A 23,027-nucleotide genomic window follows, 5' to 3' on the forward strand; every position below is an offset into this window, starting at 1 on the left:
GTCGGGGTTTCCTATTCACCTCTCCTTTGGAGAGGTCAGAACTGTCTTTTTTGGCAGTTCTGGGTGAGGTAAATAACAAAATTCGGTGTTTTTCCTCTAAAGGCAAAATAAAACTGGCTAAATACGCCTATGGTTTGCCTAGGGGCTGCTTAAGAGCCCGAAAAGGCAGGAATAGTCAGTTTTAAGAATTTTTTTATTCGAATATAATTTGCTTTACTTTTTTGTTTTTACGGAGATAATTTTGAATAATATGCTGTGTATCTCGATTATTATTCATGGGCGTGATAATAGATTCTAAAACCTCAATATTATTTATTTGATAGTTAAGATTGAAGAAGCCTAAGCCTTTAAATACACCGTTTTCAATAAATATAGCACTACGTTCATCAACTTCACGACCCTTATCTATAATAACCATGTTTTTGTTAGAGTAACTATTTTTAGATAAGAGTAATTCTACTCTTTTATTGTACGACTCTGCTGACTCTTCTTGAATACAAGCGCCCTCACACGTTTTTATGTCGTAATTAAAACAGCTGGTAGTTGTATTGTATACGCCTGTTAGTTTCTGACATAGCTTATATTTTTCAATAGCTTTAATTATAAAACTTTTGCCGCTTTGCTTATTACTAAAAGTGGTAACCGCTTTTTTGCGTCCGTCTGCAATATCAATTTTTAAGTTAATATAATTATTATCATCTTTAAAACTATATAAAGCATGTGTAAAACTTGTGCGGCGTAATGATCTGTTAAGTATTGGTTTAACGCGTTTTATTTCTTCGTTTTCTTTTAGTAGTGCTACTAATTCACTACCTGTAGCTTCGTAAGTTACTGCAGTAACTTGAGCTTGTATTTTTTTTGATTTTTGATTGGTATTTGTAAAATGCTGATTGATGCGTTTTTTTATATTGTTGCTTTTTCCAATATATATAATAGCGCCATTGGCTTTATGAATGTAGTAAACACCAGTAATAGAGGGTAAATCTTTTATAATATCTATGTGTCTTGGCTCTAATTGGAGTTTCGGGTTTAGTCGTACAGATTCTTGAATAATACTTTTAGTCGTGTCTTTATCCAAAAGCATTTTAAACAGTTTTACTGTTGCTAATGCATCTCCAGAAGCACGATGTCTGTCTGTAACAGGAATGCCAAGAGCTCGAACTAATTTACCTAAACTATATGAAGGTTGGTCTGGAATTAAATTTTTTGAGAGTTCGACAGTACAAAGTGATTTTCTTTCGAAATCAAATCCTAAACGGCTAAATTCTGTTTTTAAAATTCGATAATCAAACTGGGCATTGTGAGCTACTAAAATACAATCATCTGTAATTTCTACAATCCGTTTTGCAACCTCATAAAACTTTGGTGCATTACGTAGCATGTTGCTGTTTATACCTGTTAAGTTTACAACAAAGGGCTGTATGTCTCGTTCAGGATTAACAAGACTTATGAATTGATCAACGACTTCATGACCATCATACTTATAGATCGCAATTTCTGTAATGCCCTCTTCATTATACTTGCCTCCAGTAGTTTCTATGTCTAATATTGCGTAAATAAATCTATTTTTAATTATAATTTCGTGAACCAAATATACTACTTCCTACTCGAACCATTGTACTGCCACAATTAATGGCTAGTTGATAATCACCACTCATTCCCATACTAATGATACGTAATTGGCAATTAGTAGTGTTTAAGGGCTTTAAATCTTCAAAAGTATTTTTTAAATAACTGAATTCTTTTTTTACTTGATTTTCATCATCAGTAAAGGTTGCCATACCCATGAGTCCAACTATTTTAATGTTTTTTAATTCAGAAAATGTTTCAGATTTTATAATTTCTGAAGCTTCATTTGGTGTCATTCCAAATTTAGAATCTTCCGAAGCGATTTTTATTTGAATTAAACAATCAATAACTCTATGGTGTTTTATGGCTTGTTTATTTATTTCTTTTAAAAGCTTGATGTTATCTACGCCATGAATTAAACGTACAAAGGAAGCCATATATTTTACTTTATTACTTTGAACATGACCAATCATATGCCATTCAATATCTTTTGGCATGGTTTCATACTTGTCTGTCATTTCCTGGATCTTGTTCTCTCCAAAAATGCGTTGCCCCGCATCATAGGCTTCCATTAGATCGCTCACTGGTTTTGTTTTTGAAACAGCAACAAGTGTAACATGTTCTGGTAATAACGATTTTATATCTTTAAGGTTTTGCTTTATATCTATAATTATATCCATAATGACGTAAAATTAATCCCAAATTTGTGGTCTGTCAATTCCAATGGTTCTTAAGTAGCTTAGTATTTGTCCTGTATGTACAGCTTCATGATATGCTATACGGTTAAGATAATCACCAAGGGTTTTACTTTGTCCAACTTCACTACGTTCAATTTTAATTTGTTCTAAATTTAATGCATTAAAATTTTTAATCATATTTATAAAATCTTCACGGTAAGTTTTGGCAAATTTAAGTTCCATCTCTAAATCTTTATACGGGATATCATCCCAAGGCGATTTATAAGCTCCTAAGTTACCTCTTTTTTCAATTATCATATGAAATAAATGTTCGCCTTCGAGAACATGTCTTATCATTTCTATTATTGTAAAGGCTTGATCGTCTGGTTTCCAATGTAAGTGTTCTTTTGGAATCCCTTGCCAAAGTTTTATACTACGTCTTCTAATTTCAGAGAAGTTTAATAAAATAATATCAGTTGAGTTCATTTAAATTTTTTAATTAAGAGTCTGTTTAAGATTTCATCAATTATTTTTTTATGCCTCTTTTTGTGCATTATTTCGTTAAAATTTTGAACCGTAACTAGGCTATGTTTAAAACATTTTGCCTTATACTGCATCAAAAATAGTTGATAAAAATTCTAATCATAAATTCTTAAACAGACTCTAAGTAGCGGAGCAAATTTATAATGAAAATATCAAAATTCATAAATGGTTACACCACTTCGTAATTTAGGTTCTATAAAAGTACTTTTGGGTGGCATGGTTAAATTATTGTCGGCAATGGCTTTCATCTCATCTACATTAATGGGGACTAAACCAAAACCTACTTCAAATTCTCCACTATCTACTTTACTTTTTATAGTGACTAGATCGTTCTTTCCATGTGAGTAATCAATGCGTGTATCGTTACGTAGGTCTGAAATACCTAAAATTGGTTCTAAAATGGTTTTGTAAAGAATATGCGTATCTAAAGCTTCCAAAGCGTTGCTAAATTCATAATTGCTTTTTCTTAAGAATAAAGAATAGAACTCACCATCCAGATACATGCTAAAATGATGTTTTCTATTTGGTTTATATAAATTACTACCTCTATTTTCGATGCGATACATCATATCCAGTTGTATCAAAAATGCTTCTTTTGTTAGTCCGTTTAAATCTTTAACAAGTCTATTGAATTCGTGAATTTTTAAGTCCGATTCTGGAATTAAATAACTCATAAAATAATTGTATGGCTCATTTCCAGTATGTGTATCGTTTTCAGATTGTAGATCTTTAGAAAGCAAATATGAAGATGCAGATCTATGGTGTCCGTCGGCTATGTATAGGGTGTCCATCCTTTCAAATTCATTACTAATGGTATTGATCAATTCTGAATCACCGAGTTTCCATAAATAATGCGTGTCTCTATAAGTTGTTGTGAACTCATATTCTGCTCTATTTTTTTGAATGTCTGAAATGATGTTAGCAATTGTTGCATTATCAGGATAAGTTAAAAGCACTGGCTCTGCATTAAAGCCAACAGTTTTTAAATAATCTTTAAAGACCTGCTCTCTATATTCAATAGTGTCCTCGTGCTTTTTGATGATATCTTTTTCATAATCCTCCGAACTGGTAGCAGCAATGATTCCTGAAAAAATACCGCCTTCTCTATTTACAATTTTATATACGTAATAGCTTGGCGTTTTATCTTGAATAAAAATAGTATCTTCCTTAAATTCTAAATAGCGATTTTTAACTAAGGCATATCTATCTTTCCCTGAAATATCTTTATGATATCGATACCCAGGGTTTACAATATGCAAAAATGAAAATGGATTGTAGCCCATCCTGGATTCTCGCTCTGCTTCCGTGTATGTTTGATACGATCGAGCTGCAACCAGACTTACTTTATCTCGCGTGGGTCTTACAGCTTTAAATGGGATTACTTTTGCCATGTTTTAGTATTCAGTGTTCGGTGTTCAGTGTTCAGTAAACAGTATTCAGTATTTCGTGTTCAGTATTTTGTGTTCGTATTATGTTCACTGCCTACTGAACACTGTTTACTGATTACTATTCCTCTTCTTATTTAGAACCAAATTTTCCAGGGTTTTGAATCATATAGTTAATTAATTTTCCAACTTCATTACTCTCACTCATAAGGCTATTGAAAGTTTCTTTTGAAATGTATTCGCAACGTAAGGAGAATTCTAACCATGTTTGGGTTTCTGAGTTTTCTGCATCACTATCTGTTAATTTACTTGTAAAATGTTTGGGATATAGTCTTTTGCGATATGCTTCTGAAATATTAGCAGAAACACTTCGAGAAGACCTTCTTATCTGATCTGTAAGTGAGTATGTCTCTTCTTTAGGAAAATATTTTGATAAATGAAAGATATTCATTGCTAGATCAAATGACTTTTTATAAGCTAATAAATCCTGAAACCTCATTCTTAAATTTTACATTTACTGAACACTGAACACTGAACACTGAACACTGAACACTGAACACTGAACACTGAACACTGAACACTGAACCAACTATTTCAAAAACTGCCCAGCAACATTCTCAGCCTTTCTACTTTCAGAATAATCATAAAAACCTTCACCAGATTTCACGCCTAATTTACCTGCTCTAACCATGTTTACTAATAATGGGCAAGGAGCGTATTTTGGGTTTTTAAATCCGTCGTGCATCACATGAAGTATAGATAAACAAACATCTAAACCAATAAAATCTGCCAATTGTAATGGTCCCATTGGATGAGCCATACCCAGTTTCATAACCGTATCTATTTCATTGACACCAGCTACACCGTTGTAAAGTGTTTCAATAGATTCGTTGATCATAGGCATTAAAATACGATTTGCCACAAAACCAGGGTAATCATTAACTTCAACAGGTACTTTGCCTAAAGTTTTAGACATATCCATGATGCTTTTAGTGACTTCATCACTTGTATTATAACCTCGTATAATTTCAACGAGTTTCATAATAGGCACCGGGTTCATAAAATGCATGCCAATAACCTTGTCTGGTCTTGATGTAACGGCAGCTATTTGTGTAATAGATATAGAAGATGTATTTGTAGCTAAAATGGTTTCTTTTGAGCAAACTTCGTCTAACTGCTTGAAGATTTTTAGTTTTAAATCTACATTTTCAGTAGCAGCTTCAACGACTAGATCGACAGATTTAACTCCATCGGATATATTCGTAAAAGTTGCAATATTTGATAAGGTTTCTGTTTTATCAGCTTCAGAAATTTTTTCTTTAGCCACCATTCTGTCCAAATTTTTGGTAATGGTTTCTATGCCTTTTTTTAGTGATGTTTCACTTATGTCTATAAGTTGAACGTTAAAACCACTTTGCGCAAAAGTATGAGCGATACCATTCCCCATAGTACCTGCTCCAATAACAGCAATATTTTTCATGTAAGTATTTGTTTAAAAACAGTTTATTATTTGAGTTGCCACTCTTAGAGCTTCTGTACCGTCGTTAAGCGTTACAATAGGGGTAGTGTTATTATTTATAGCATCAGCAAACGTTTCTAATTCGTCAAGAATAGCGTTGTTGTCTGATATATCTGGATTATCAAAATAGATTTGTTTTTTTACACCTTCTGCATTTTGAAGTACCATATCAAAATCTCCAGGTTGTTCTGGCGCATCTTTCATTTTAACCACTTCGCATTTTTTCTCTAAGAAATCTACAGAAATATAAGCGTCCTTTTGAAAGAAACGTGCTTTACGCATTTTTTTTAGTGAGATTCTACTTGCGGTTAGATTGGCAACGCAACCATTTTCAAATTCAATTCGGGCATTGGCAATATCTGGTGTGTCGCTAATGACTGAAACACCGCTTGCCGACACGTTTTTAACTTTTGAATCTACGAGACTTAGTATAACATCAATATCATGAATCATGAGGTCCAATACTACAGGTACATCGGTGCCTCTGGGGTTAAATTCTGCTAAACGATGGGATTCAATAAACATGGGGGATTTAATATCTCCTTTTGCAGCAATAAATGCAGGGTTAAAACGCTCTACATGTCCTACTTGACCTCTTAGGTTGTGTTCGGCCAGCAGTTCTCTAATATGTTCGGCCTCTTCTACTGTGTTAGTTATTGGTTTTTCAATAAATATGTGTTTGCCTTTTGCTATGGCTTGTTTTGCACAGTCGTAATGAGAAAGTGTAGGTGTTACTATATCTACCACATCAACAGCATCAATGAGGGCTTCTAAAGAATTGAAAAATTTATAACCAAATTCTGCTTCTACGTTATTACCATTCGTTTCATCTGCATCATAAAAACCAACAAGGTTATATTTTTCAGATTGTTTTAGAAGTCTTAAATGAATTTTACCTAAGTGACCAGCACCAAGTACACCAACTTTAAGCATATTTTTACGTTTTCCACAAAAATAAGATATTTACAACATGAATTTGATTATTTACAGCTAATTTTTTGCCTATTTGATGTTAGAAATAAATTTTACTTATTTTGTTTTCATCTTGCAAATGTTTAACTAATTTTAGCATAACTAAACGCCATCAAGATTGAAAGACACTTTTAAACACAAAGGATTACGCCAACAGCTCGTTAATATTTTAAAGACCAAAGGAATAACAGACACAAATGTTTTAAATGCCATCGGGAAAATACCCAGACATTTGTTTATGGATTCTAGTTTTTTAGACCATGCTTATCAAGACAAAGCGTTTCCTATTGCTGCAGACCAAACTATTTCGCAACCCTATACTGTGGCTTTTCAAAGTGAATTATTACAGGTTAAAAAAGGGGACAAGATTTTAGAGATTGGAACGGGGAGTGGTTACCAAACGGCTGTTTTGTGTGAATTAGGAGCTAAGGTTTATAGTATTGAGCGCCAACAAGAGTTATTTAAAAAAACCAGTAAATTTATACCTAAATTAGGCTATCGTGCTAAGAAACTCATTTTTGGTGATGGTTACAAAGGTTTGGTTGATGAAGCTCCTTTTGATAGTATTATTGTTACAGCAGGTGCACCTTTTGTACCAAAACCTTTATTAAGTCAATTAAAAATAGGAGGTAGGTTAGTTATTCCTGTGGGGGATAATGTGCAGATCATGACTATGTTTACCAGAAAAGGACAAAAAGAATTCGAACAACAGGAGTTTGGGGAATTTCGTTTTGTGCCTTTGTTGGAGGATAAGAATTGATTAGCCTTATATATTGGTTTTAGTTTCTAATGTATTTATTGCCTGAACTATATGTCTTTCGTTATGATAAATAACAACTCTAAAGGTATCTCCAAGTTTAAGCTTGATTAGTTTTGTAATGCTAATACTCGTTTTTGTTTTATTTAAACTCACTTTTCTAGCTTTGTCTAGGAGGTCTAACATTTTTTCTTGTTGTATTAAAAAGCGGTTTAAAGTTGTTTTGTCTAAATCGCTACCATTAGGATTTTTATCCTTAAAGGTTTTCATTTTGTTTAGCTTTTCTTTTGGCAACATGCTTTTAGCAAAGTAATTACCTAAAGCACCTGATTTAAAATAAGTTTTAGGTTTGGATGCGTTATTAATAATGCTTTGTTCTATTACAGGGAGATAATAGTCTCCGTATAAATTTAAATGTTCAATACATTCTAAGACACTCCATATGTTGCTGTCTGCTTTCCAATTAAGTTCACTAATTGGTTTTAGGCTTAAGGCTTCAATTTGGTTAATGTTTTGCCTTGTTTTTTCTATTAATTCTGTGATTAATACTTCTGATGTTACCTTCATAATATTTTTTTACAAAGGTTTCAATTATACGTCATATAAACATTGATTCAAATTAAGATTTTTTAATTCTTGAAAGTGTTTCTGGAGTCATTCTTAAGTATGAAGCAATATACTTGTTTGGTATTTCCTGAAAAAGTTGAGGACTTCGTTTTAAAACACGGTTATACCTCTCAATAGGAGATGTTGTTAAAATATCACGTTCTCTTTCCATTTGCTGAAGTACAAAATTCTCTAAAGTAATCTGCCATATTTTTGTGTTTTCTGTAGAATTAGTCACAAAATTCATATACGTGCTTTTATCCATAACTTTTAATGATGTATGTTTTAAAGCTTGAATATATAAATCGGATGGTTTTTCACTTAAAAAAGAATCAAGTGCTGCAATTAGGTTATTCTTGTAACCAAACCTAATGGTGTGTTCTTCAAATTCATCTAAAACAAAAATTCTTACTGCACCAGTAACTACTAAATATAAATTGGTATCAATACTTCCTTTTACTTTTAGGTATTCGTTCCTTTTTAACTCTAATGTTTTTTGCCATAAATTTTGACTGTTTAGTTTTTCTATTAGTATTGAAATAGGAGTCATTTTATTTAAAGGCAGTTTTTTATTAGACAGCGTATTGTACCTATTTTATTTCGCTTTGGTTAATGCCATTTTTAGAGCAAGTCCAGTTAATACAGAAGCCATAAACCATTTTTGTATCCTTAGCCAAATTGGTTTTTTTGAAAACCATTTCGCCATTTTCGCTGCAGATATTACAATTAGAAAATTAATTGAAAAACTAATTATTATTTGAATAATGCCGAGTTGAAAGCTTTGATTTAAAATTGAACCGTATTCAGGTTTTATAAATTGAGGAAAAAATGAAAGGTAAAAAATCGCCATTTTTGGGTTTAGAACGTTGGTTAGTAACCCAATATTAAATAGCTTGAGGCTTTTGTCCGATTTAAGATTTTTATCGGAATCAAAGATTTTATTTTTTGATGTAACAGTGCTATAGGCTAAATAAAGTAAGTAGCCTACACCTAAAAATTTAACTGTTACATATGCATAAGGAACAGCAAAGAAAATGGCTGTTAACCCGAAGGATACCATAAGTATATGGAATAAAAAACCACACATGATTCCAAAAAGAGATATAATTCCTGCCTTTTTTCCTTGGGATAAGGATCTGGAAATTAAATAAATCATGTTAGGCCCAGGAGAAAGCACCATTATTAATGAGGCTAGTCCAAATAAAAGTAAATCGCTAATAGGTATCATTCTTTATGTGTTTTGCTTTCAGTTTCTAAAAATTTCTGACACGAACCAGCCTGCCAGCCAATGTTATTAAGTTAAGGGGATTTGTTCTGTTTTGTCACATTGAGCCTTTCGACTCCGCTCAAGACAAGCTAAAGTCGAAATGCTTTTAAAAACTAAGGTTTATAAGGTCTTCGACTGCGCTCAGACTGACATTTTAGTTTTAACTTAATGACATTAGCCTGCCAGCTGGCAGATTTCACGAATTCATACTAATTTAGTTTTACCATGTTTATTCTTTTATTTCGGGATTTCACAAAGCAGACTTTCAGGTATAAAATGGTTAATTATTCTGATTTTAGAACTGGTTTTTTTTCTAAATCATAAATCATTTTTGATATTTCAACTCGAAACCAAAGGTTAAACATTTTATAATTACGTTTTTGAGGCCACTCTTTTTTATTGCCGTGCCATTCTTCTAATTCCATCATAAAAAAGGTGTCGAATTTCTTTTTTAACCATTTTTCTACATCATCTATGGTGTCATCAACTAAATAAATGTTGGTTTCTTTAAGCTCTTCTTCAAAATCCTCATCTGGATTCAAATTAGAAAACCAATCTAAAAAGGGTTGTTGCGGCTTTAGAACAATTGCACTACGGTTAATATAATTTTCATGATAATCTTCTTGATAGTGCAGGTTCTCTTCTTCTTTTATTTCATTTACCATATCGGATAAATAAGCGTGTTCTTCTTGAGTCACAACACTTAGCATAGGGGCTTTGCCTGGTTGGGGTTCTTTTAATTCATAATCTATTATGAAATTGGTAAACACTTTGTATTTTTCCTCCTTATGAGCTATCATTTTTTTTAGTAATGAAATATCTTCACCTTCTTGTTCAATTGCATTCATTTCTTTTTCAATATCCTCATTTGGCATCATAATATTTATATTAGCCATATTCCAAGCATTCATTGAAAATTCAAATATATCGTCAATATATGCTGCGTCAATAAATTCATCTGTAAACGGTGACATAAATTGTTCTAATAATTCAGAATATTTTACACCTTTATTTGGAACTATTTTGTTGTCAAACAAATTAATCACTTTATTATTCATTACTATTTTTTATTTGAAAACTAAATTAATAATAATGTATAAGGTATGACCATTTTTAATAGAAAAAAGTAAAAAAAAATGAACTTTAGTAACTTTAAGAATTTCGTTTTGTGTCTATGTTAAAGGATCGTAATTAAAGGGTGTAAATCAAATGATTTTATATTGAGTAGCGTTCTAACTGTTATCGAATTGCTGAAAAACATTGTAAATTTGGCGGACTTTGTTGATATATACCAACTTTGGGTTTGCTACTTAACCTTTATTATTTTATACCTTGTACGCTTGTTTTAATATGTTATTTGAGTACATAATAAATATGTTTTTATAGTCTATATAGGTGAATAGGGTGTTTATGAAGAATAAAAAAAATGAAACTAAAAAAATAAAGAAACCTTGGCCAACTAAAGAGGCTATGGAACAGGTTTATGCAATGAAACTTTGGGGTGGTGGTGAATCCGATTTTTATTCAGGTACAGGGTCGCATTATCCAGAGATAGTAAAACCATATATAGATGTTTTAACATCATTTTTAACCTCTTTTAAAAGTCCGCTTGTGGTATGTGATTTAGGTTGTGGGGATTTTAATGTAGGAAAGGAATTGGTAAAGTATACAAAGAAGTATGTTGCGGTAGATATAGTACCAGATCTTATAGCATATAATAAAGAAAAATTTAAAGAAGAAAATTTAGAATTTCATTGTTTAGATATTGCAGTAGATGATTTGCCTTCTGGGGATTGTGCTATATTAAGACAAGTATTACAGCATGTATCAAATGAAGAAGTACAAAGTATAGTGAGTAAGTTAACTGATTTTAAATATGTTATTTTAACAGAGCATTTACCTGAAGGAGATTTTGTACCCAATAAAGAGATTATTTCAGGACAAGGCATTAGACTAAAAAAACAAAGTGGTTTAAACTTATTAGCGCCACCATTTAATTTTAAGGTAAAAGAGGAAAAACAATTATTATCTGTTATTTTAAATGGTTGTGAAGGGGTTATTGTAACTACGATTTATAAAATTTTTTAAATGACATCTATTTTATTTTGTATAGAAATGCAGTCATCATATTTAAGAAATAATGGGGCAATAGAAATCATATCTAAATAACCTATTTTACATTTATTTTTGTTACAACACTATTAACATTAACTCCCGATGCAGACACAACAATGTCTCCTGTACTAGCTATTTCTAAATTAAAAGAAGTTTTTCCTGTAGCATCTGTTTTTGCTATTTCGTATATACCGTCATTTTCCTTCCATATACATACTGTACAATCAGAAATAGCAGTGCTTACCTCTAGTTTGTTTTTACCCAATGTAAGTTGTTTTTCAACTTCTAATTTAGGTGTTTTGGGAGCTGTCGACCGCATATCTAATGTAGGATCGCCTAATAAATTTATCTCACAAATACAAAGATGGTAAGCTGCAGAGTTTTTAGCATCAGCTATCATTTCACTTTTAGCTTTCATTAATGCTTCTCCTGTAGTAGCATTATGATTCATACCAGCCATCCAATATCTTGTCATTGTATGAGTAGTTCCATCAAGCTTTCCTTCTAACACCATCAATCTAAAGTCGCTACGATCAGAAAAATGAGGTTTCCCAGTACGAATTGGTGCTACTACAGCTACCGAACCTCCTTTAGGCTTTCTTATCATTTGCTCGACAATAGAAGGATCTTTATCAGAATCATATTCACCAGTATTACAAGAAACCGTGGTAATTAGAGGGTAAGCACCTTCATTATTTAATTGTTGTACATGATCCTCAATAAAAATAGATTTTCCTTCTAATAACCAAGCAGGTAAATGTCCATGCCCATGAATGTGTATTTTACTTGTTGTTTTGTTATTAATAAGGCTCACTAAATTTTCAGCACTAAGTTCGTAGCTTCCAAGTTTACCTGCTTCATCCCATGGCGTTTCAGATGAAAAAAAGCGTTTAGAATTTCCATTCCAAACTTTTGAAAGATAGCCATCCCAACTATTACGAACCTTAGCATATGCGGGTTGATCTGTACATGTATATACCATATTACTTGCAAAGTTACCTGTAGGGTAATTAGCTTCATAAGCTATAACTTTTTCGGTGAATGCTATGACGTCTTCTTTTGTGCGTACTGGTATTCTTCCTAAACCAATACTACCATCAGGATAGGTAATGGCCTCTCGGTCATCTTTAAACTCGCCGTAAATACCGTCATTATCTGCATCCCAATTTGTAGGGCTCAAATAAATAATATCTGTGGGAATACCTTTGGGTTCTTGTTGATGAATCGTAGTATGTCCGCCTGGTACAACACCTTTACCATTTGGTTGACTATCACCTCCTAGTACCACCCATTTAACACCGTGATTTTCTATATAATTTCTAACGCATAATCTTATTTTCTCTTGAATATTTGTTGCATTATAGTCTTTGCTAATATCTGAAACCGTTATTATTTTTGTCGATTTCCCTATAGATTTTTTCCAATCTGCATAGGCTTGCCAAGCTTCAGACAAATCATTATTGGTAATTAACAATACTTTGTAACTTTCAGGCTTTACTGAGTTGTTGCATGCCGTGAATATTATTAGATTAGTTAATAACATTAAACTTTTTAATCCAATGTTTCTCCTTAATTTATACATAACGTCAAATTATTTTAGTAAGTAAAGCTAAAATAATGTCATCACTATCATTCTTAATGTTTGTTAAAGTTATGCCATTTAACATTTGGAATTACAGGCATTTGACCAAAAAAAAGGAGTTTTTGTTGCAAAACCAGTATTAAAGCTAACGGTTTGGTATATATTAATTTAGCTTTTGTTTTTATTCTACTATCAAATGATTCCTTTTCAATTAAGTGCTAATCAATTTTGTCAATAGTTTTATCTAGTTGTATTTTAATTGTTTTTTGTGTGTTGGTATCAACGATTGCAATACCTTCTTTGGAGTTATCTAATTGTTCAATGAGTACCCCCTTATTATTCCAAATGGAACTCTTACCTGCACAATCGTAATTTCCTGATTTTCCTATGAAATTAGTCATTACTGCCACCATCTCATATTTTTTTGAAATATCAGAAATCCGATTGATATCCTTATTAACTCCATTTACTGAGTTCAAGACACTTGCGATATAGACATTTGCGCCATTCTTAAATGCTTTTTCTGAATGTTCAGGAATGGATGTTTCATAACAGATCGCAAAAGCTAATTTATTGTTTTTAAATGTAATAGGAGGGAGGTTTTTTCCAGCAACAAAATGAATTTCTTCACCTGGGTGTAGAAATTCTTTCGAATATGTCATTCTAGATTTATTTGGCTGAAAAAGTATCATGCTAATACAGATTCCTGTCTCACTTTTAGTAGGTAGTCCAACTCCGATTATAATCTTATTTAAATCACTGATTTTTTGGAATTCATCAAATCTTTTGTCATCCTTTGTGGTTGCTAATTTTCTTGCTAATTCAGGTTCATATCCTGTTAATGAAAGCTCTGGAAAAACTATAATATCTGAGCCGTTTTTAATAGAAAGATCAATTAACTTTTTATGATTTTCAATATTTTTTAGAATATCTCCTTTAATCGGTTCTGTCTGTGCAACACAAATTTTCATTTTTTTCTTAAATTATGGTTTTTGGGTATCGTTTTTTATTTCGGTTGTAGGTAATAATCGGGAATCTTCTAATCCAGCAGTCCGATGTCCAACATTTTTTAAATAATCTTTGTTTTGGGCAAATTCCATAAACTTTAATCTAAAAATTCTCCGACCCTTGGGTCGGGGTTTCCAATTAACCTCTCCTTTGGAGAGGTCAGAACTGCCTTTTTTTGCAGTTCTGGGTGAGGCAAAATAACAAAATTCGATTTTTGCCTCTATAAAGGCAAAATGAAACTGGCGAAATACCCCTATGGCTTGCCTCGGGGATAGTCAGTTTCAAGAATTTTTTTATTACAGAGCAGTTCTTTAATATGTTCAGCCTCTTCTACTGTGTTAGTTATTGGTTTTTCAATAAATATGTGTTTGCCTTTTGCTATGGCTTGTTTTGCACAGTCGTAATGAGAAAGTGTAGGTGTTCTATATCTACCACATCAACAGCATCAGGTACACCAATTTTAAGTATATATTTTACGTTTTCCACAAAAGTAAGATATTTACAACATGAATTTGATTATTTACAGCTAATTTTTTTGCATATTCGATGTCGAAAATAAATTTTGCTTATTTTATTTTCATCTTGCAAATGTTTAACTAAAATAGCGTTATAAACTTTCCTAACATTGAAAGATACTTTTAAGCACAAAGGTGTACGCTAACAACTAGTTAATGTTTTTAAGGCCTGTATTATATGTCTCTCGTTATGATAAATAACAACCCTAAACGTATCTCCTAGTTTTAGCTTAATTAGTTTAGAAATACTAATATTTGTTTTTGTTAGGCTTATTCTTTTTTTTGTTTAAAAAGCCATTCAAATAATAAGGGATCTTTTAATGCTACGTCCATAGCATAATGGCAAAATTCGCTGTTATCGCATGGGTAATTGTATTCTGTTTGAAAATATTTTTCTCCCGCATCTATTCTTGTTCGTATGTCATTTTCAGATAAGTTGTACTCAACATCGTCTACCCAATGCGTGTTTACTATATTGTATCCTTTGTCGGACAGTGCTCCAAAAGCCCCTCTGGAGCCTGATGCTCCAGTGTCTGCTCTATGAATAAAACTCCAAACAGGCAGGTTTTCAAATATGTCATTTTCAATTTGAGATGTTACTTCATCAAAACTCGGATCACCAGGGACAAATGCATTACTAAGAGGCACAATAGCAGCAATTTTATCGTGCATCTTTGCTCCTAGATACCAACTACCAATTCCTCCCATAGAATGTCCAGTTATATATATTCTGCTTTCATCAATATTTTCACTTTGGAGAATAAAATCTAATAGCTTTTCTATAAAATCTAAAGATGCTTCGGTGAGCCAGTTACGATAATTTTGTCCACGTATATCTCTATGTATATTAGGAGCTATTACGTATGCGGGATATGTTTCTTGATTATTTTCTTCTATCCAAGCTAATGCCATATAAGTGCCATAATCGCCTTGCAAAAATGTATTTTCTGGACTTATAAAAAATTCTGCTCCATGCAAGCTAATGATTAAAGGGTACTCAGTATTGACCGTGTCTGCACCTTCTGGCCTAAAAAAGCGATAGGGGATATTTATATTTGTTAAATCGTGAGTGAAATAGTATTTGACAAATTCATTTGGAACAGGTGTGGAAATATCGACACAGACATTATTGAGGCAAACTCCAGCACATTCACTGTCTGAATTACATTCAATTACTGCAGGTTCTATAATACCATCGCAATTGTCGTCTATATTATTTTGAATTTCTGGAGCGTCTGGGTGAATTAAATTATTGGTATCATCACAGTCATTATTATTTGCAACATAGCCATCTGGCTGGATACATGAACTTAGTTGATTTTCTTCGTTTCCAAACCCATCATTATCGGCATCTTGATACCATGTTTGCTCTTGACAACTAGGATTAGAGGGTTGTTCATTATTACTGCAAGAGGCAAAAAGCAATGTGCTAGTTAATAAGAGAAATAGGGCTTTTTCTTTCATTGAATTTTTGTGATAAAAATAGCTGATTTATTTGGTGTTATTGCTGGCTTAACTTAGAATTAACTTATAGATAACTTTAGTTGTCCAAGGCCTTATTTAAGGTGCTGGTGCCACCAACCACAGGTAACGTCAAACTGGTTCCATCCAAATCAACAGTTAATTCGGTTCCTGCTTTTGGGTGTAATGTAAATTCTTTATCGCTAGAAAAAATCATAAAACCTATTTGTTGTCCAGCTTTAATAATTTGGTCATCGGGCATGAGGTTAAAAGATACCTCGTAAAATTTCCCAGGTTTTAAAGGATTGCTTTTTGTTAATGATTTATGATTTTGTGGATCGGCCCAACCACGCGTTATAATATTATCTGTAGTTTTTGCGCCTTTTTGTTCATTCCAAGGGAGTGATACCAGCCAAACAGATAAGTTAGCAGCAGATTTACTACTTGCTAATTTTACAGTTACTTTAGGTATTCCAGAAATATGGATATCGTTTGTTAATTTAGGAGTTACATAAAGTAAGCGATGTTTGGAATTTTCTGCTTTTGCTAAGTCTTTTCCCGAAAAAGAATAATCGTCCACTAAAGTTTCTTTGCCTTGTTTTTTTACTTTAGAAGTACTTAGTTTACCCGCATTAGGAGCTCCCGATGTTAAGTGTAGTGTTACATTAGAGGCTTCTGGATTAGGATAATCTTTATAAGCTGTGGGGGTGTCTTTTTTATCATCCTCACGAACTATCCATGCTTTGGCATCGTTTTCAACACCATTTTCAACACCATGCAAATAGCGTGTAAACCAACGGTTCATCATTTTAATAGGAGGTGGACCACCATGTCCGTTTTGATGATAAAATATTTGAGTAGGTATCCCTATTTCTTTAGCTTTTTTGTAAATTCTATAACTGTGTTCTGGCATCACATTCCAATCATTAAAACCATGAGACATGAGTAAGGCTGCTTTCATAAATTTCATATCATGCATATAATCACGACCCGCCCAAAAATCGTTATAATCACCAGTAATTCTATCTATACCGTTTTTCATTTCAGTATCTCTTACTTTGGCATTATTATGTGCTCTTTTTGATTCATCACCACTATGAATAAAGTCATATAAAACATCAATATCTTCACCCAAGTAACCACCTGGAGAACGCACTAATCCGTTAGACCTGTAATATTTATAAAAAGAAGTTACAGGTGCAATAGGGATAATCGCTTCAAGTCCTTCAACGCCTGTTGTTGCAGCTGCTACTGGTAAAGTTCCGTTATAAGAGGTTCCAGTCATACCTACTTTTCCAGTAGACCAATAGGCCGTAACGGTTTCATTACCGTCTATGGTTTTATAACCTTTTACACGACCACATAACCAATCTATGACTGCTTTTGGTGCTAAAGATTCGTTAATACCTCCAACGGTTGGAGATCCCTGTGATAATCCAGTACCAGGAGAGGAAGAATGTACAACAATATAACCTCTGGGAACCCATTTATTTATATGAGAATTAGATATAACAGGGCGTTTGCCTATACGTGTTACTTCTGGATGAACACGTTCTTTTGCTGCATCACCAAGTTCGTGATTAACATCCCAAAAAAGGCCATCAACATTTGGTGCAACACCAGCAAAATAAGGACTGGAAACATAAATAACAGGAAGTTTTAACCCCTCGCTTTCTGTTTGATGAGGTCTGGTAACTGCCACGTGCATACGGTCTAATTTACCATCGCCATCTGTATCAAAAGTAGTTTCTACCCACAGGTCATGTCTAATCCATGTATCGGGAGTTTTGAAAGCTTCTACTATTTGTGCTTCACCATCTTTAAAAATAGGTGTTGCTTTTGTTGTTGCTTCTTGTCCTAAACAAGAAAAGACACCTGTAATAAATAAGATGCTTGTTAATACTACAGATTTTAATCTAACAGAGTTGTTCATTTTTTTGATTTTATACCATTTCTACATTAAAATGGCCGTAATAAAGTGCTTCTTTTTTCTTTCTTCTTCATAAAAAGAAACCGTAACTAATGACTATTACTTTTACAGTCATTTCAAAATAGAAGAGATCTTATTATTTAGGAAGATATTCTCCAGGAATAGGTTTTTTTTTGGTTTCTTGAGTCCAATAAATATTAATGATCCACCAACGTTTACCATCATTTAAAAGTTGAATACTATTGATGCCTCTCATAAATGGTTTGGTGTCAGATTTGCTATAAAAAGCTTCGTATGTACTGAATACTTGAGTAATATCACCAAAAGTATCTACTTTTCTATGTATCTCTTTTTCAAAAAAACCATGGTCTACTAACCATTTTCCAGAACTTTTTACATAATCGGCAGGAGCCATATAACTCACTTTATGTTCTCCTTCTTCATCTTTTCCAGATGGAATTAATTTTGCACCTGGTTTAAACAGAAATTTAAATAATGTCCAATCTCTCTCAACACCTCTTTCTCCCGAAATAACAGCGTATAAAGTTTCAATAGTGCTATCTAATGTTTTTACTTTTTCTGAATAGTCTTTTGCTTTTTCTTGCGACTGAGCAGAAATTGCTAGAATACATAATGCTATAACTGTTATAATTTTTTTCATCTTAAAATATAATAGATCTTAATTAGATTAACAAAGTAAAGATTTTGTTGGTTTTGAAACGTTAAGGCTTTCTTAAATTTAAAAATATTTTAGAACCTGAGTGTCGATGTAAGGATCATAGATAAAAGTCAATAAATATACTAGATTCAACTTATAATAATTTAAGGAAGAAGCTGGTATGTTTATTAGTTTTTAGCTTGAAATTAATAGACTTGAATATGTTTTCAGGTATCTATAATTCACTTTATTAAGATAAATGTCTTATAAACAATATTTTACAAAAACAACCTCATTTTTCTTACGTTGAATTCAGGTTTAGAGAGGCTACAAACACAAAAGAGTCTTCTAGGTTTGTTGTTCTTGTGTTGGTACTGAACTCGTTTTAGTAAGATTGATAATTATCTAAAGTTTTTCTTAATCCTGTCAAGATCACGTTTATTATCACGATCCTTAATAGTTTCTCGTTTGTCAAACAGTTTTTTACCTTTTGCTAAAGCAATGTCCATTTTAGCATAGCCTTTATCATTTATAAATAATCGTAAAGGAATAATGGTAAGCCCTGTATTTTGAACTTCTTTTAGTAGTTTTTTAAGCTCTTTTTTGTTTAATAAAAGCTTTCTTTCTGCTTTAGGGCGGTGGTTGTAATAATTACCAAAGGCATATTCTTCAATAGTCATATTAATTACAAAAAGCTCTCCTTGCTCATTAAACTCACAAAAGCTTTCGGCAATAGATGCTCTACTACTACGTATTGATTTAATTTCTGTTCCAGTTAGCACAATTCCTGCCGTATACTTATCTAATATTTCGTATAGAAAGCGTGCTTTTTTGTTTTGTATGTTAATGTTTTTTTGCATCGAGCACAAAACTACATAATTTTATGAAGTTATTAATGTGTGGTGTCATTGAAAAAGTAAATAAAGAATTTCTTGAAACTAATTATTAATAGGCGTACTTAAAAAGTAGACATGAATTTCACGCATTTTACTACTTAACAGTATACCAGACCAAAGGCATGACAGGTTTCCCCTGTATAGATTTAATAGAGGTTAAGAAAGTCTGATTCGTATTTATGTTGGGTATAGAAATGCTCAACTACATTAAGATTCTATTCGTGTAAATTTGTGTAATTCGTGTCTTAAATTTAAGTAAATACAATTACTTTAGCAGGTAGAATTCGATTTGTATATGAGGAAAGCGTTTTTATTAATTTTAGTTTTATTGATTTTAATATCTTGTAGAAGTATTAAAAATCACAATGAACAAATAACCAAATTGCATGATGTAGTCGATTTACATAAAGATATCGATAAAGTATACAATCAATTAAAAAGACACCATCCCAAATTATATCAATATACCTCAAAAAAAGTTTTAGATTTTAAGTTTGATAGTTTAAAAAAGGCGATTACTACGCCTATTGATTCACGAGAATTCTATAAAAGATTAGCACCTGTAGTTGCTCAAGTAAAACAAGGGCATGTTTCGTTAGGTTCTGCAAATAAATGGCATACTAAGAAAGAACGAAAAAAATTACTTAAAAATAAGTTTGAATTTTACGCTTTAGATTTTGAGTATTTAGAAAATAAGCTTTGGGTTAAAAGTACTAGAGGTAAAGATTCTACGATTGTAGGAAGCGAAGTCGTTAAAATTGAGGATGATTTAATTTCCGATTTGGTAAATGTGTATAAAACACGTTTTGCTTCAGATGGTTATAATACCACGTTGCATAACAGGTATATGGGACGTCATTTTTCCAACTTTTATTATAAAGATAAGGGGACTGTAGATAGTTTAAGGGTTACGTTTAAAAACAAGGATTCATTATTTATCAAAACCTTTAGAAGATTACAAAAGAAAGAAAAGCCTAAAAAGAAAGATTCTACTAAAACTAAAAAACGTATAAAATTAACTTCGGCAGAGAAAAAAGCGAATCGTTTGGCTTTTAAAAAAGAACGAAAGTTTAGAAGAAAGCATGGTTATATAAAAAAATATAAAGAATACACACGTAATTTTCGTTTTATGGAAACAGATAAGGACGTGGCTTATATGAAATTAAGAAGTTTTACTAATGGTAATTATAAAAGATTCTATAAGGAAAGTTTTGCCAAATTAGATTCTGCAAAAACCAAATATTTAGTTTTAGATCTAAGAGATAACGGGGGAGGAAGAATAGCAGAAATAGATTATTTGTATTCGTATTTAACTCAGGTTGACTATAAATTTATTGAAGATAGCGAAGTAAATAGTCGTGTGCCTTTCTTAAAATTTTTAATGAGTAATACAACATCAAATAGTATTAAAGTGTTATCTGGGATTGTGTCTCCAATAATTGTTGTTCAGAATTTAATAAGAACAAGAAAACGAGATGGCAAATTGTATTACAGATTTAGACAAACGAAAGTTAAAGCGCCTAAACCATTACATTTTACAGGTGAGATCTATGTGCTTATTAATGGGAGTTCTTTTTCGGCTTCTTCTTTAATATCTACACATTTAAAAGCTACAAAAAGAGCTACTTTTGTTGGAGAAGAAACGGGAGGTGCTTATAATGGTACTGTAGCTGGTATTTATAAAATATACGAATTACCAAATACCAAGTTAAAAATAAGAATGGGTATGATGCAAATAGAAGCCCCTCAAAAACAAGAACCAGATGGTTATGGTATTAAGCCAGATGTTGAAATTTTGCCTACAGTTAGCGATAGGAAGCTAAAAAAAGACACAGAATTAGACTGGGTGATACAAGATATTAAAAATAAGAGATAGCATATTTGTTTATTATGTATCATAATACATGTTAAGCTTTTATTCAAGTTTACTTTATGAAAAAGGATCTGATGGTCTTAACATTATTGCATTATGCAAACATAAGATGCAATGCTGCTCTGGAGACTAAAGAATAGATACTTTATATATACTTTCTTTGAGGTTAAAAGAAACTCAATTTCCTCTATATTAAGCTTATGTTTTTTATTGCCTTCCCACAAAACATTCGTATTTTTGTGATTCGATTTAGAAATAAAAATACCAAATATATTTTATGAATTCATACGATGTAGCCGTAATCGGTTCAGGGCCTGGAGGATATGTAGCAGCAATACGTTGTGCACAATTAGGAATGAAAACTGCCATTATAGAAAAATATTCTACATTAGGTGGTACTTGTTTAAATGTTGGTTGTATACCAAGTAAAGCACTTTTAGATTCTTCTCATCATTATGAGGATGCTATAAAGCATTTTGAAGAGCATGGTATAGAGATACCAGGAGAGGTTAAGGTGAATTTAGAAAAAATGATCGCTCGTAAACAAGCTGTTGTAGATCAAACAACAGGAGGGATTGATTTCTTAATGAAGAAAAACAATATTGATGTTTACCAAGGCTTAGGAAGTTTTAAAGATGCAACTCATATTACGATTTCTGGAGAAGAAACTATAGAAATTGAAGCAAAGAATACCATTATTGCTACTGGAAGTAAACCTTCAAGTTTACCATTTATAAATATTGATAAAGAGCGAATTATAACATCTACAGAAGCTTTAAAGCTTAAAGAAATACCAAAGCACTTAATTGTAATTGGTGGTGGTGTTATTGGTTTAGAGTTAGGACAGGTTTATAAAAGATTAGGAGCAGATGTTTCTGTTGTTGAGTTTATGGATCGTATCATTCCAACTATGGATGCAGGTTTATCTAAAGAACTTAATAAAGTTTTAAAGAAGCAGAAATTCAAAATCAATGCATCTCATAAAGTGAAATCTGTTGAGCGTGTTGGAGATGAAGTTATCGTTAAAGCAGATAATAAAAAAGGAGTAGAAGTAGAATTTAAAGGAGATTATTGTTTGGTATCTGTAGGACGTCGTCCTTACACAGATGGTTTAAACGCTGAAGCTGCTGGTGTAACATTAAATGATAGAGGACAGGTTGAAGTAAATGATCATTTACAAACATCTGCTTCTAATATTTATGCTATTGGTGATGTGATTAAGGGAGCGATGTTAGCGCATAAAGCAGAAGAAGAAGGTACGTTTGTTGCCGAAACTATTGCTGGACAAAAACCACATATTGATTATAACCTGATTCCAGGGGTTGTTTATACATGGCCAGAAGTTGCTACGGTTGGAAAAACGGAAGAACAACTTAAAGAGGCAGGAGTAGCGTATAAATCAGGTCAATTTCCAATGCGTGCTCTGGGTAGAAGTAGAGCTAGTATGGATTTAGATGGATTTGTAAAAGTTCTTGCAGATAAAACTACCGATGAGATCTTAGGGGTACATATGGTGGGCGCTCGTGCTGCAGATATGATTGCTGAAGCTGTTGTTGCTATGGAATATAGAGCTTCTGCTGAAGATGTATCACGTATGTCTCATGCGCATCCAACATTTACTGAAGCGATCAAAGAAGCTGCTTTAGCGGCTACAGATGATCGGGCATTACATATTTAAAGTTATTTTCCTGAGA

At 32.4% G+C, this 23,027-nt stretch carries 21 protein-coding genes and 1 pseudogene; 4 read left to right on the plus strand and 18 right to left on the minus strand.

The window, feature by feature from the left end; all coding sequences use genetic code 11:
- Positions 1 to 193 precede the first annotated feature (193 nt).
- The 7 genes from Q4Q40_RS12575 to Q4Q40_RS12605 all read right to left on the minus strand — a co-directional run bounded on the left by Q4Q40_RS12575 (position 194) and on the right by Q4Q40_RS12605 (position 6,626).
- Positions 194 to 1,558 carry an exonuclease domain-containing protein gene (locus Q4Q40_RS12575; RefSeq protein WP_303302491.1) on the minus strand — a complete coding sequence of 455 codons (1,365 nt, stop codon included), beginning with the start codon at positions 1,556 to 1,558 and terminating at the stop codon, positions 194 to 196.
- Between the two features lie 10 nt (positions 1,559 to 1,568).
- Positions 1,569 to 2,237 carry a YggS family pyridoxal phosphate-dependent enzyme gene (locus tag Q4Q40_RS12580; RefSeq protein ID WP_303302493.1) on the minus strand — a complete coding sequence of 223 codons (669 nt, stop codon included), beginning with the start codon at positions 2,235 to 2,237 and terminating at the stop codon, positions 1,569 to 1,571.
- Positions 2,238 to 2,261: 24 nt separating this feature from the next.
- The gene (locus tag Q4Q40_RS12585; RefSeq protein ID WP_303302196.1) at positions 2,262 to 2,732 is read right to left on the minus strand and encodes a DinB family protein; all 471 of its coding nucleotides are present in this window, start codon (positions 2,730 to 2,732) and stop codon (positions 2,262 to 2,264) included.
- A gap of 209 nt (positions 2,733 to 2,941) precedes the next feature.
- Positions 2,942 to 4,180 carry a DUF1015 domain-containing protein gene (locus Q4Q40_RS12590; RefSeq protein WP_303302197.1) on the minus strand — a complete coding sequence of 413 codons (1,239 nt, stop codon included), beginning with the start codon at positions 4,178 to 4,180 and terminating at the stop codon, positions 2,942 to 2,944.
- Between the two features lie 127 nt (positions 4,181 to 4,307).
- Positions 4,308 to 4,673, minus strand: coding sequence for a four helix bundle protein (locus tag Q4Q40_RS12595; RefSeq protein WP_303302198.1), 366 nt, complete (start codon positions 4,671 to 4,673; stop codon positions 4,308 to 4,310).
- A 90-nt stretch (positions 4,674 to 4,763) separates the two neighbouring features.
- Positions 4,764 to 5,654 (minus strand): 3-hydroxybutyryl-CoA dehydrogenase, encoded by an 891-nt coding sequence (locus Q4Q40_RS12600; protein ID WP_303302200.1) that lies wholly within the window; start codon positions 5,652 to 5,654, stop codon positions 4,764 to 4,766.
- Between the two features lie 12 nt (positions 5,655 to 5,666).
- Complete coding sequence (locus tag Q4Q40_RS12605) at positions 5,667 to 6,626, minus strand: Gfo/Idh/MocA family protein (RefSeq protein WP_303302201.1); 960 nt, start codon at positions 6,624 to 6,626, stop codon at positions 5,667 to 5,669.
- Positions 6,627 to 6,783: 157 nt separating this feature from the next.
- Here Q4Q40_RS12605 and Q4Q40_RS12610 point away from each other — a divergent pair, with 157 nt between their 5' ends.
- Positions 6,784 to 7,425, plus strand: coding sequence for a protein-L-isoaspartate(D-aspartate) O-methyltransferase (locus tag Q4Q40_RS12610; RefSeq protein WP_303302202.1), 642 nt, complete (start codon positions 6,784 to 6,786; stop codon positions 7,423 to 7,425).
- Positions 7,426 to 7,431: 6 nt separating this feature from the next.
- Here the strand turns inward: Q4Q40_RS12610 and Q4Q40_RS12615 are convergent, their stop codons facing one another.
- From Q4Q40_RS12615 to Q4Q40_RS12630, 4 genes are all read right to left on the minus strand, one after another.
- Complete coding sequence (locus Q4Q40_RS12615) at positions 7,432 to 7,989, minus strand: DinB family protein (protein WP_303302203.1); 558 nt, start codon at positions 7,987 to 7,989, stop codon at positions 7,432 to 7,434.
- Between the two features lie 52 nt (positions 7,990 to 8,041).
- The gene (locus Q4Q40_RS12620) at positions 8,042 to 8,578 is read right to left on the minus strand and encodes a Crp/Fnr family transcriptional regulator (protein WP_303302204.1); all 537 of its coding nucleotides are present in this window, start codon (positions 8,576 to 8,578) and stop codon (positions 8,042 to 8,044) included.
- A 45-nt stretch (positions 8,579 to 8,623) separates the two neighbouring features.
- Complete coding sequence (locus Q4Q40_RS12625) at positions 8,624 to 9,256, minus strand: LysE family translocator (protein ID WP_303302205.1); 633 nt, start codon at positions 9,254 to 9,256, stop codon at positions 8,624 to 8,626.
- A gap of 323 nt (positions 9,257 to 9,579) precedes the next feature.
- On the minus strand, positions 9,580 to 10,353 hold the full coding sequence (locus Q4Q40_RS12630; protein WP_303302206.1) for a hypothetical protein: 774 nt from the start codon (positions 10,351 to 10,353) through the stop codon (positions 9,580 to 9,582).
- Positions 10,354 to 10,705: 352 nt separating this feature from the next.
- Here Q4Q40_RS12630 and Q4Q40_RS12635 point away from each other — a divergent pair, with 352 nt between their 5' ends.
- Entirely contained in the window at positions 10,706 to 11,383 is a 678-nt protein-coding gene (locus Q4Q40_RS12635) for a class I SAM-dependent methyltransferase (protein ID WP_303302207.1), read from the plus strand.
- 82 nt (positions 11,384 to 11,465) lie between these two features.
- Here Q4Q40_RS12635 and Q4Q40_RS12640 read toward each other — a convergent pair whose 3' ends face one another.
- From Q4Q40_RS12640 to smpB, 7 genes and pseudogenes are all read right to left on the minus strand, one after another.
- Positions 11,466 to 12,992 (minus strand): C25 family cysteine peptidase, encoded by a 1,527-nt coding sequence (locus tag Q4Q40_RS12640; RefSeq protein WP_303302208.1) that lies wholly within the window; start codon positions 12,990 to 12,992, stop codon positions 11,466 to 11,468.
- A gap of 218 nt (positions 12,993 to 13,210) precedes the next feature.
- The gene (locus tag Q4Q40_RS12645; protein ID WP_303302209.1) at positions 13,211 to 13,963 is read right to left on the minus strand and encodes a carbon-nitrogen hydrolase family protein; all 753 of its coding nucleotides are present in this window, start codon (positions 13,961 to 13,963) and stop codon (positions 13,211 to 13,213) included.
- 338 nt (positions 13,964 to 14,301) lie between these two features.
- A pseudogene (locus Q4Q40_RS12650) lies at positions 14,302 to 14,447 on the minus strand (Gfo/Idh/MocA family oxidoreductase); the annotation flags it as partial.
- Between the two features lie 338 nt (positions 14,448 to 14,785).
- Positions 14,786 to 15,979: a MopE-related protein gene (locus Q4Q40_RS12660; protein ID WP_303302210.1), complete on the minus strand. Its 1,194-nt coding sequence runs from the start codon at positions 15,977 to 15,979 to the stop codon at positions 14,786 to 14,788.
- A gap of 76 nt (positions 15,980 to 16,055) precedes the next feature.
- Positions 16,056 to 17,909: a Xaa-Pro dipeptidyl-peptidase gene (locus Q4Q40_RS12665; protein ID WP_303302211.1), complete on the minus strand. Its 1,854-nt coding sequence runs from the start codon at positions 17,907 to 17,909 to the stop codon at positions 16,056 to 16,058.
- 133 nt (positions 17,910 to 18,042) lie between these two features.
- A complete protein-coding gene (locus Q4Q40_RS12670) occupies positions 18,043 to 18,567 on the minus strand; it encodes a hypothetical protein (protein ID WP_303302212.1) in 525 nt (174 codons plus the stop codon).
- 398 nt (positions 18,568 to 18,965) lie between these two features.
- Positions 18,966 to 19,424, minus strand: a complete 459-nt coding sequence (smpB, locus tag Q4Q40_RS12675) for an SsrA-binding protein SmpB (protein ID WP_303302213.1) — start codon at positions 19,422 to 19,424, stop codon at positions 18,966 to 18,968.
- A 364-nt stretch (positions 19,425 to 19,788) separates the two neighbouring features.
- Here smpB and Q4Q40_RS12680 point away from each other — a divergent pair, with 364 nt between their 5' ends.
- Positions 19,789 to 21,336: a S41 family peptidase gene (locus Q4Q40_RS12680; protein ID WP_303302214.1), complete on the plus strand. Its 1,548-nt coding sequence runs from the start codon at positions 19,789 to 19,791 to the stop codon at positions 21,334 to 21,336.
- A 274-nt stretch (positions 21,337 to 21,610) separates the two neighbouring features.
- Complete coding sequence (gene lpdA, locus Q4Q40_RS12685) at positions 21,611 to 23,011, plus strand: dihydrolipoyl dehydrogenase (protein WP_303302215.1); 1,401 nt, start codon at positions 21,611 to 21,613, stop codon at positions 23,009 to 23,011.
- The last annotated feature ends 16 nt before the right edge of the window (positions 23,012 to 23,027 follow it).

This window comes from Flavivirga jejuensis (genome assembly GCF_030540765.1).
GTDB lineage: Bacteria > Bacteroidota > Bacteroidia > Flavobacteriales > Flavobacteriaceae > Flavivirga > Flavivirga jejuensis.

Excerpts from the sequence above, each read along its gene's own strand:
- Q4Q40_RS12585 (WP_303302196.1), bottom strand. The coding sequence starts at position 2,732 with ATGAACTCAACTGATATTATTTTATTAAACTTCTCTGAAATTAGAAGA.
- Q4Q40_RS12590 (WP_303302197.1), bottom strand. The coding sequence starts at position 4,180 with ATGGCAAAAGTAATCCCATTTAAAGCTGTAAGACCCACGCGAGATAAA.
- Q4Q40_RS12595 (WP_303302198.1), bottom strand. The coding sequence starts at position 4,673 with ATGAGGTTTCAGGATTTATTAGCTTATAAAAAGTCATTTGATCTAGCA.
- Q4Q40_RS12600 (WP_303302200.1), bottom strand. The coding sequence starts at position 5,654 with ATGAAAAATATTGCTGTTATTGGAGCAGGTACTATGGGGAATGGTATC.
- Q4Q40_RS12605 (WP_303302201.1), bottom strand. The coding sequence starts at position 6,626 with ATGCTTAAAGTTGGTGTACTTGGTGCTGGTCACTTAGGTAAAATTCAT.
- Q4Q40_RS12615 (WP_303302203.1), bottom strand. The coding sequence starts at position 7,989 with ATGAAGGTAACATCAGAAGTATTAATCACAGAATTAATAGAAAAAACA.
- Q4Q40_RS12620 (WP_303302204.1), bottom strand. The coding sequence starts at position 8,578 with ATGACTCCTATTTCAATACTAATAGAAAAACTAAACAGTCAAAATTTA.
- Q4Q40_RS12625 (WP_303302205.1), bottom strand. The coding sequence starts at position 9,256 with ATGATACCTATTAGCGATTTACTTTTATTTGGACTAGCCTCATTAATA.
- Q4Q40_RS12630 (WP_303302206.1), bottom strand. The coding sequence starts at position 10,353 with ATGAATAATAAAGTGATTAATTTGTTTGACAACAAAATAGTTCCAAAT.
- Q4Q40_RS12635 (WP_303302207.1), top strand. The coding sequence starts at position 10,706 with ATGAAGAATAAAAAAAATGAAACTAAAAAAATAAAGAAACCTTGGCCA.
- Q4Q40_RS12640 (WP_303302208.1), bottom strand. The coding sequence starts at position 12,992 with ATGTATAAATTAAGGAGAAACATTGGATTAAAAAGTTTAATGTTATTA.
- Q4Q40_RS12645 (WP_303302209.1), bottom strand. The coding sequence starts at position 13,963 with ATGAAAATTTGTGTTGCACAGACAGAACCGATTAAAGGAGATATTCTA.
- Q4Q40_RS12660 (WP_303302210.1), bottom strand. The coding sequence starts at position 15,979 with ATGAAAGAAAAAGCCCTATTTCTCTTATTAACTAGCACATTGCTTTTT.
- Q4Q40_RS12665 (WP_303302211.1), bottom strand. The coding sequence starts at position 17,909 with ATGAACAACTCTGTTAGATTAAAATCTGTAGTATTAACAAGCATCTTA.
- Q4Q40_RS12670 (WP_303302212.1), bottom strand. The coding sequence starts at position 18,567 with ATGAAAAAAATTATAACAGTTATAGCATTATGTATTCTAGCAATTTCT.
- smpB (WP_303302213.1), bottom strand. The coding sequence starts at position 19,424 with ATGCAAAAAAACATTAACATACAAAACAAAAAAGCACGCTTTCTATAC.
- lpdA (WP_303302215.1), top strand. The coding sequence starts at position 21,611 with ATGAATTCATACGATGTAGCCGTAATCGGTTCAGGGCCTGGAGGATAT.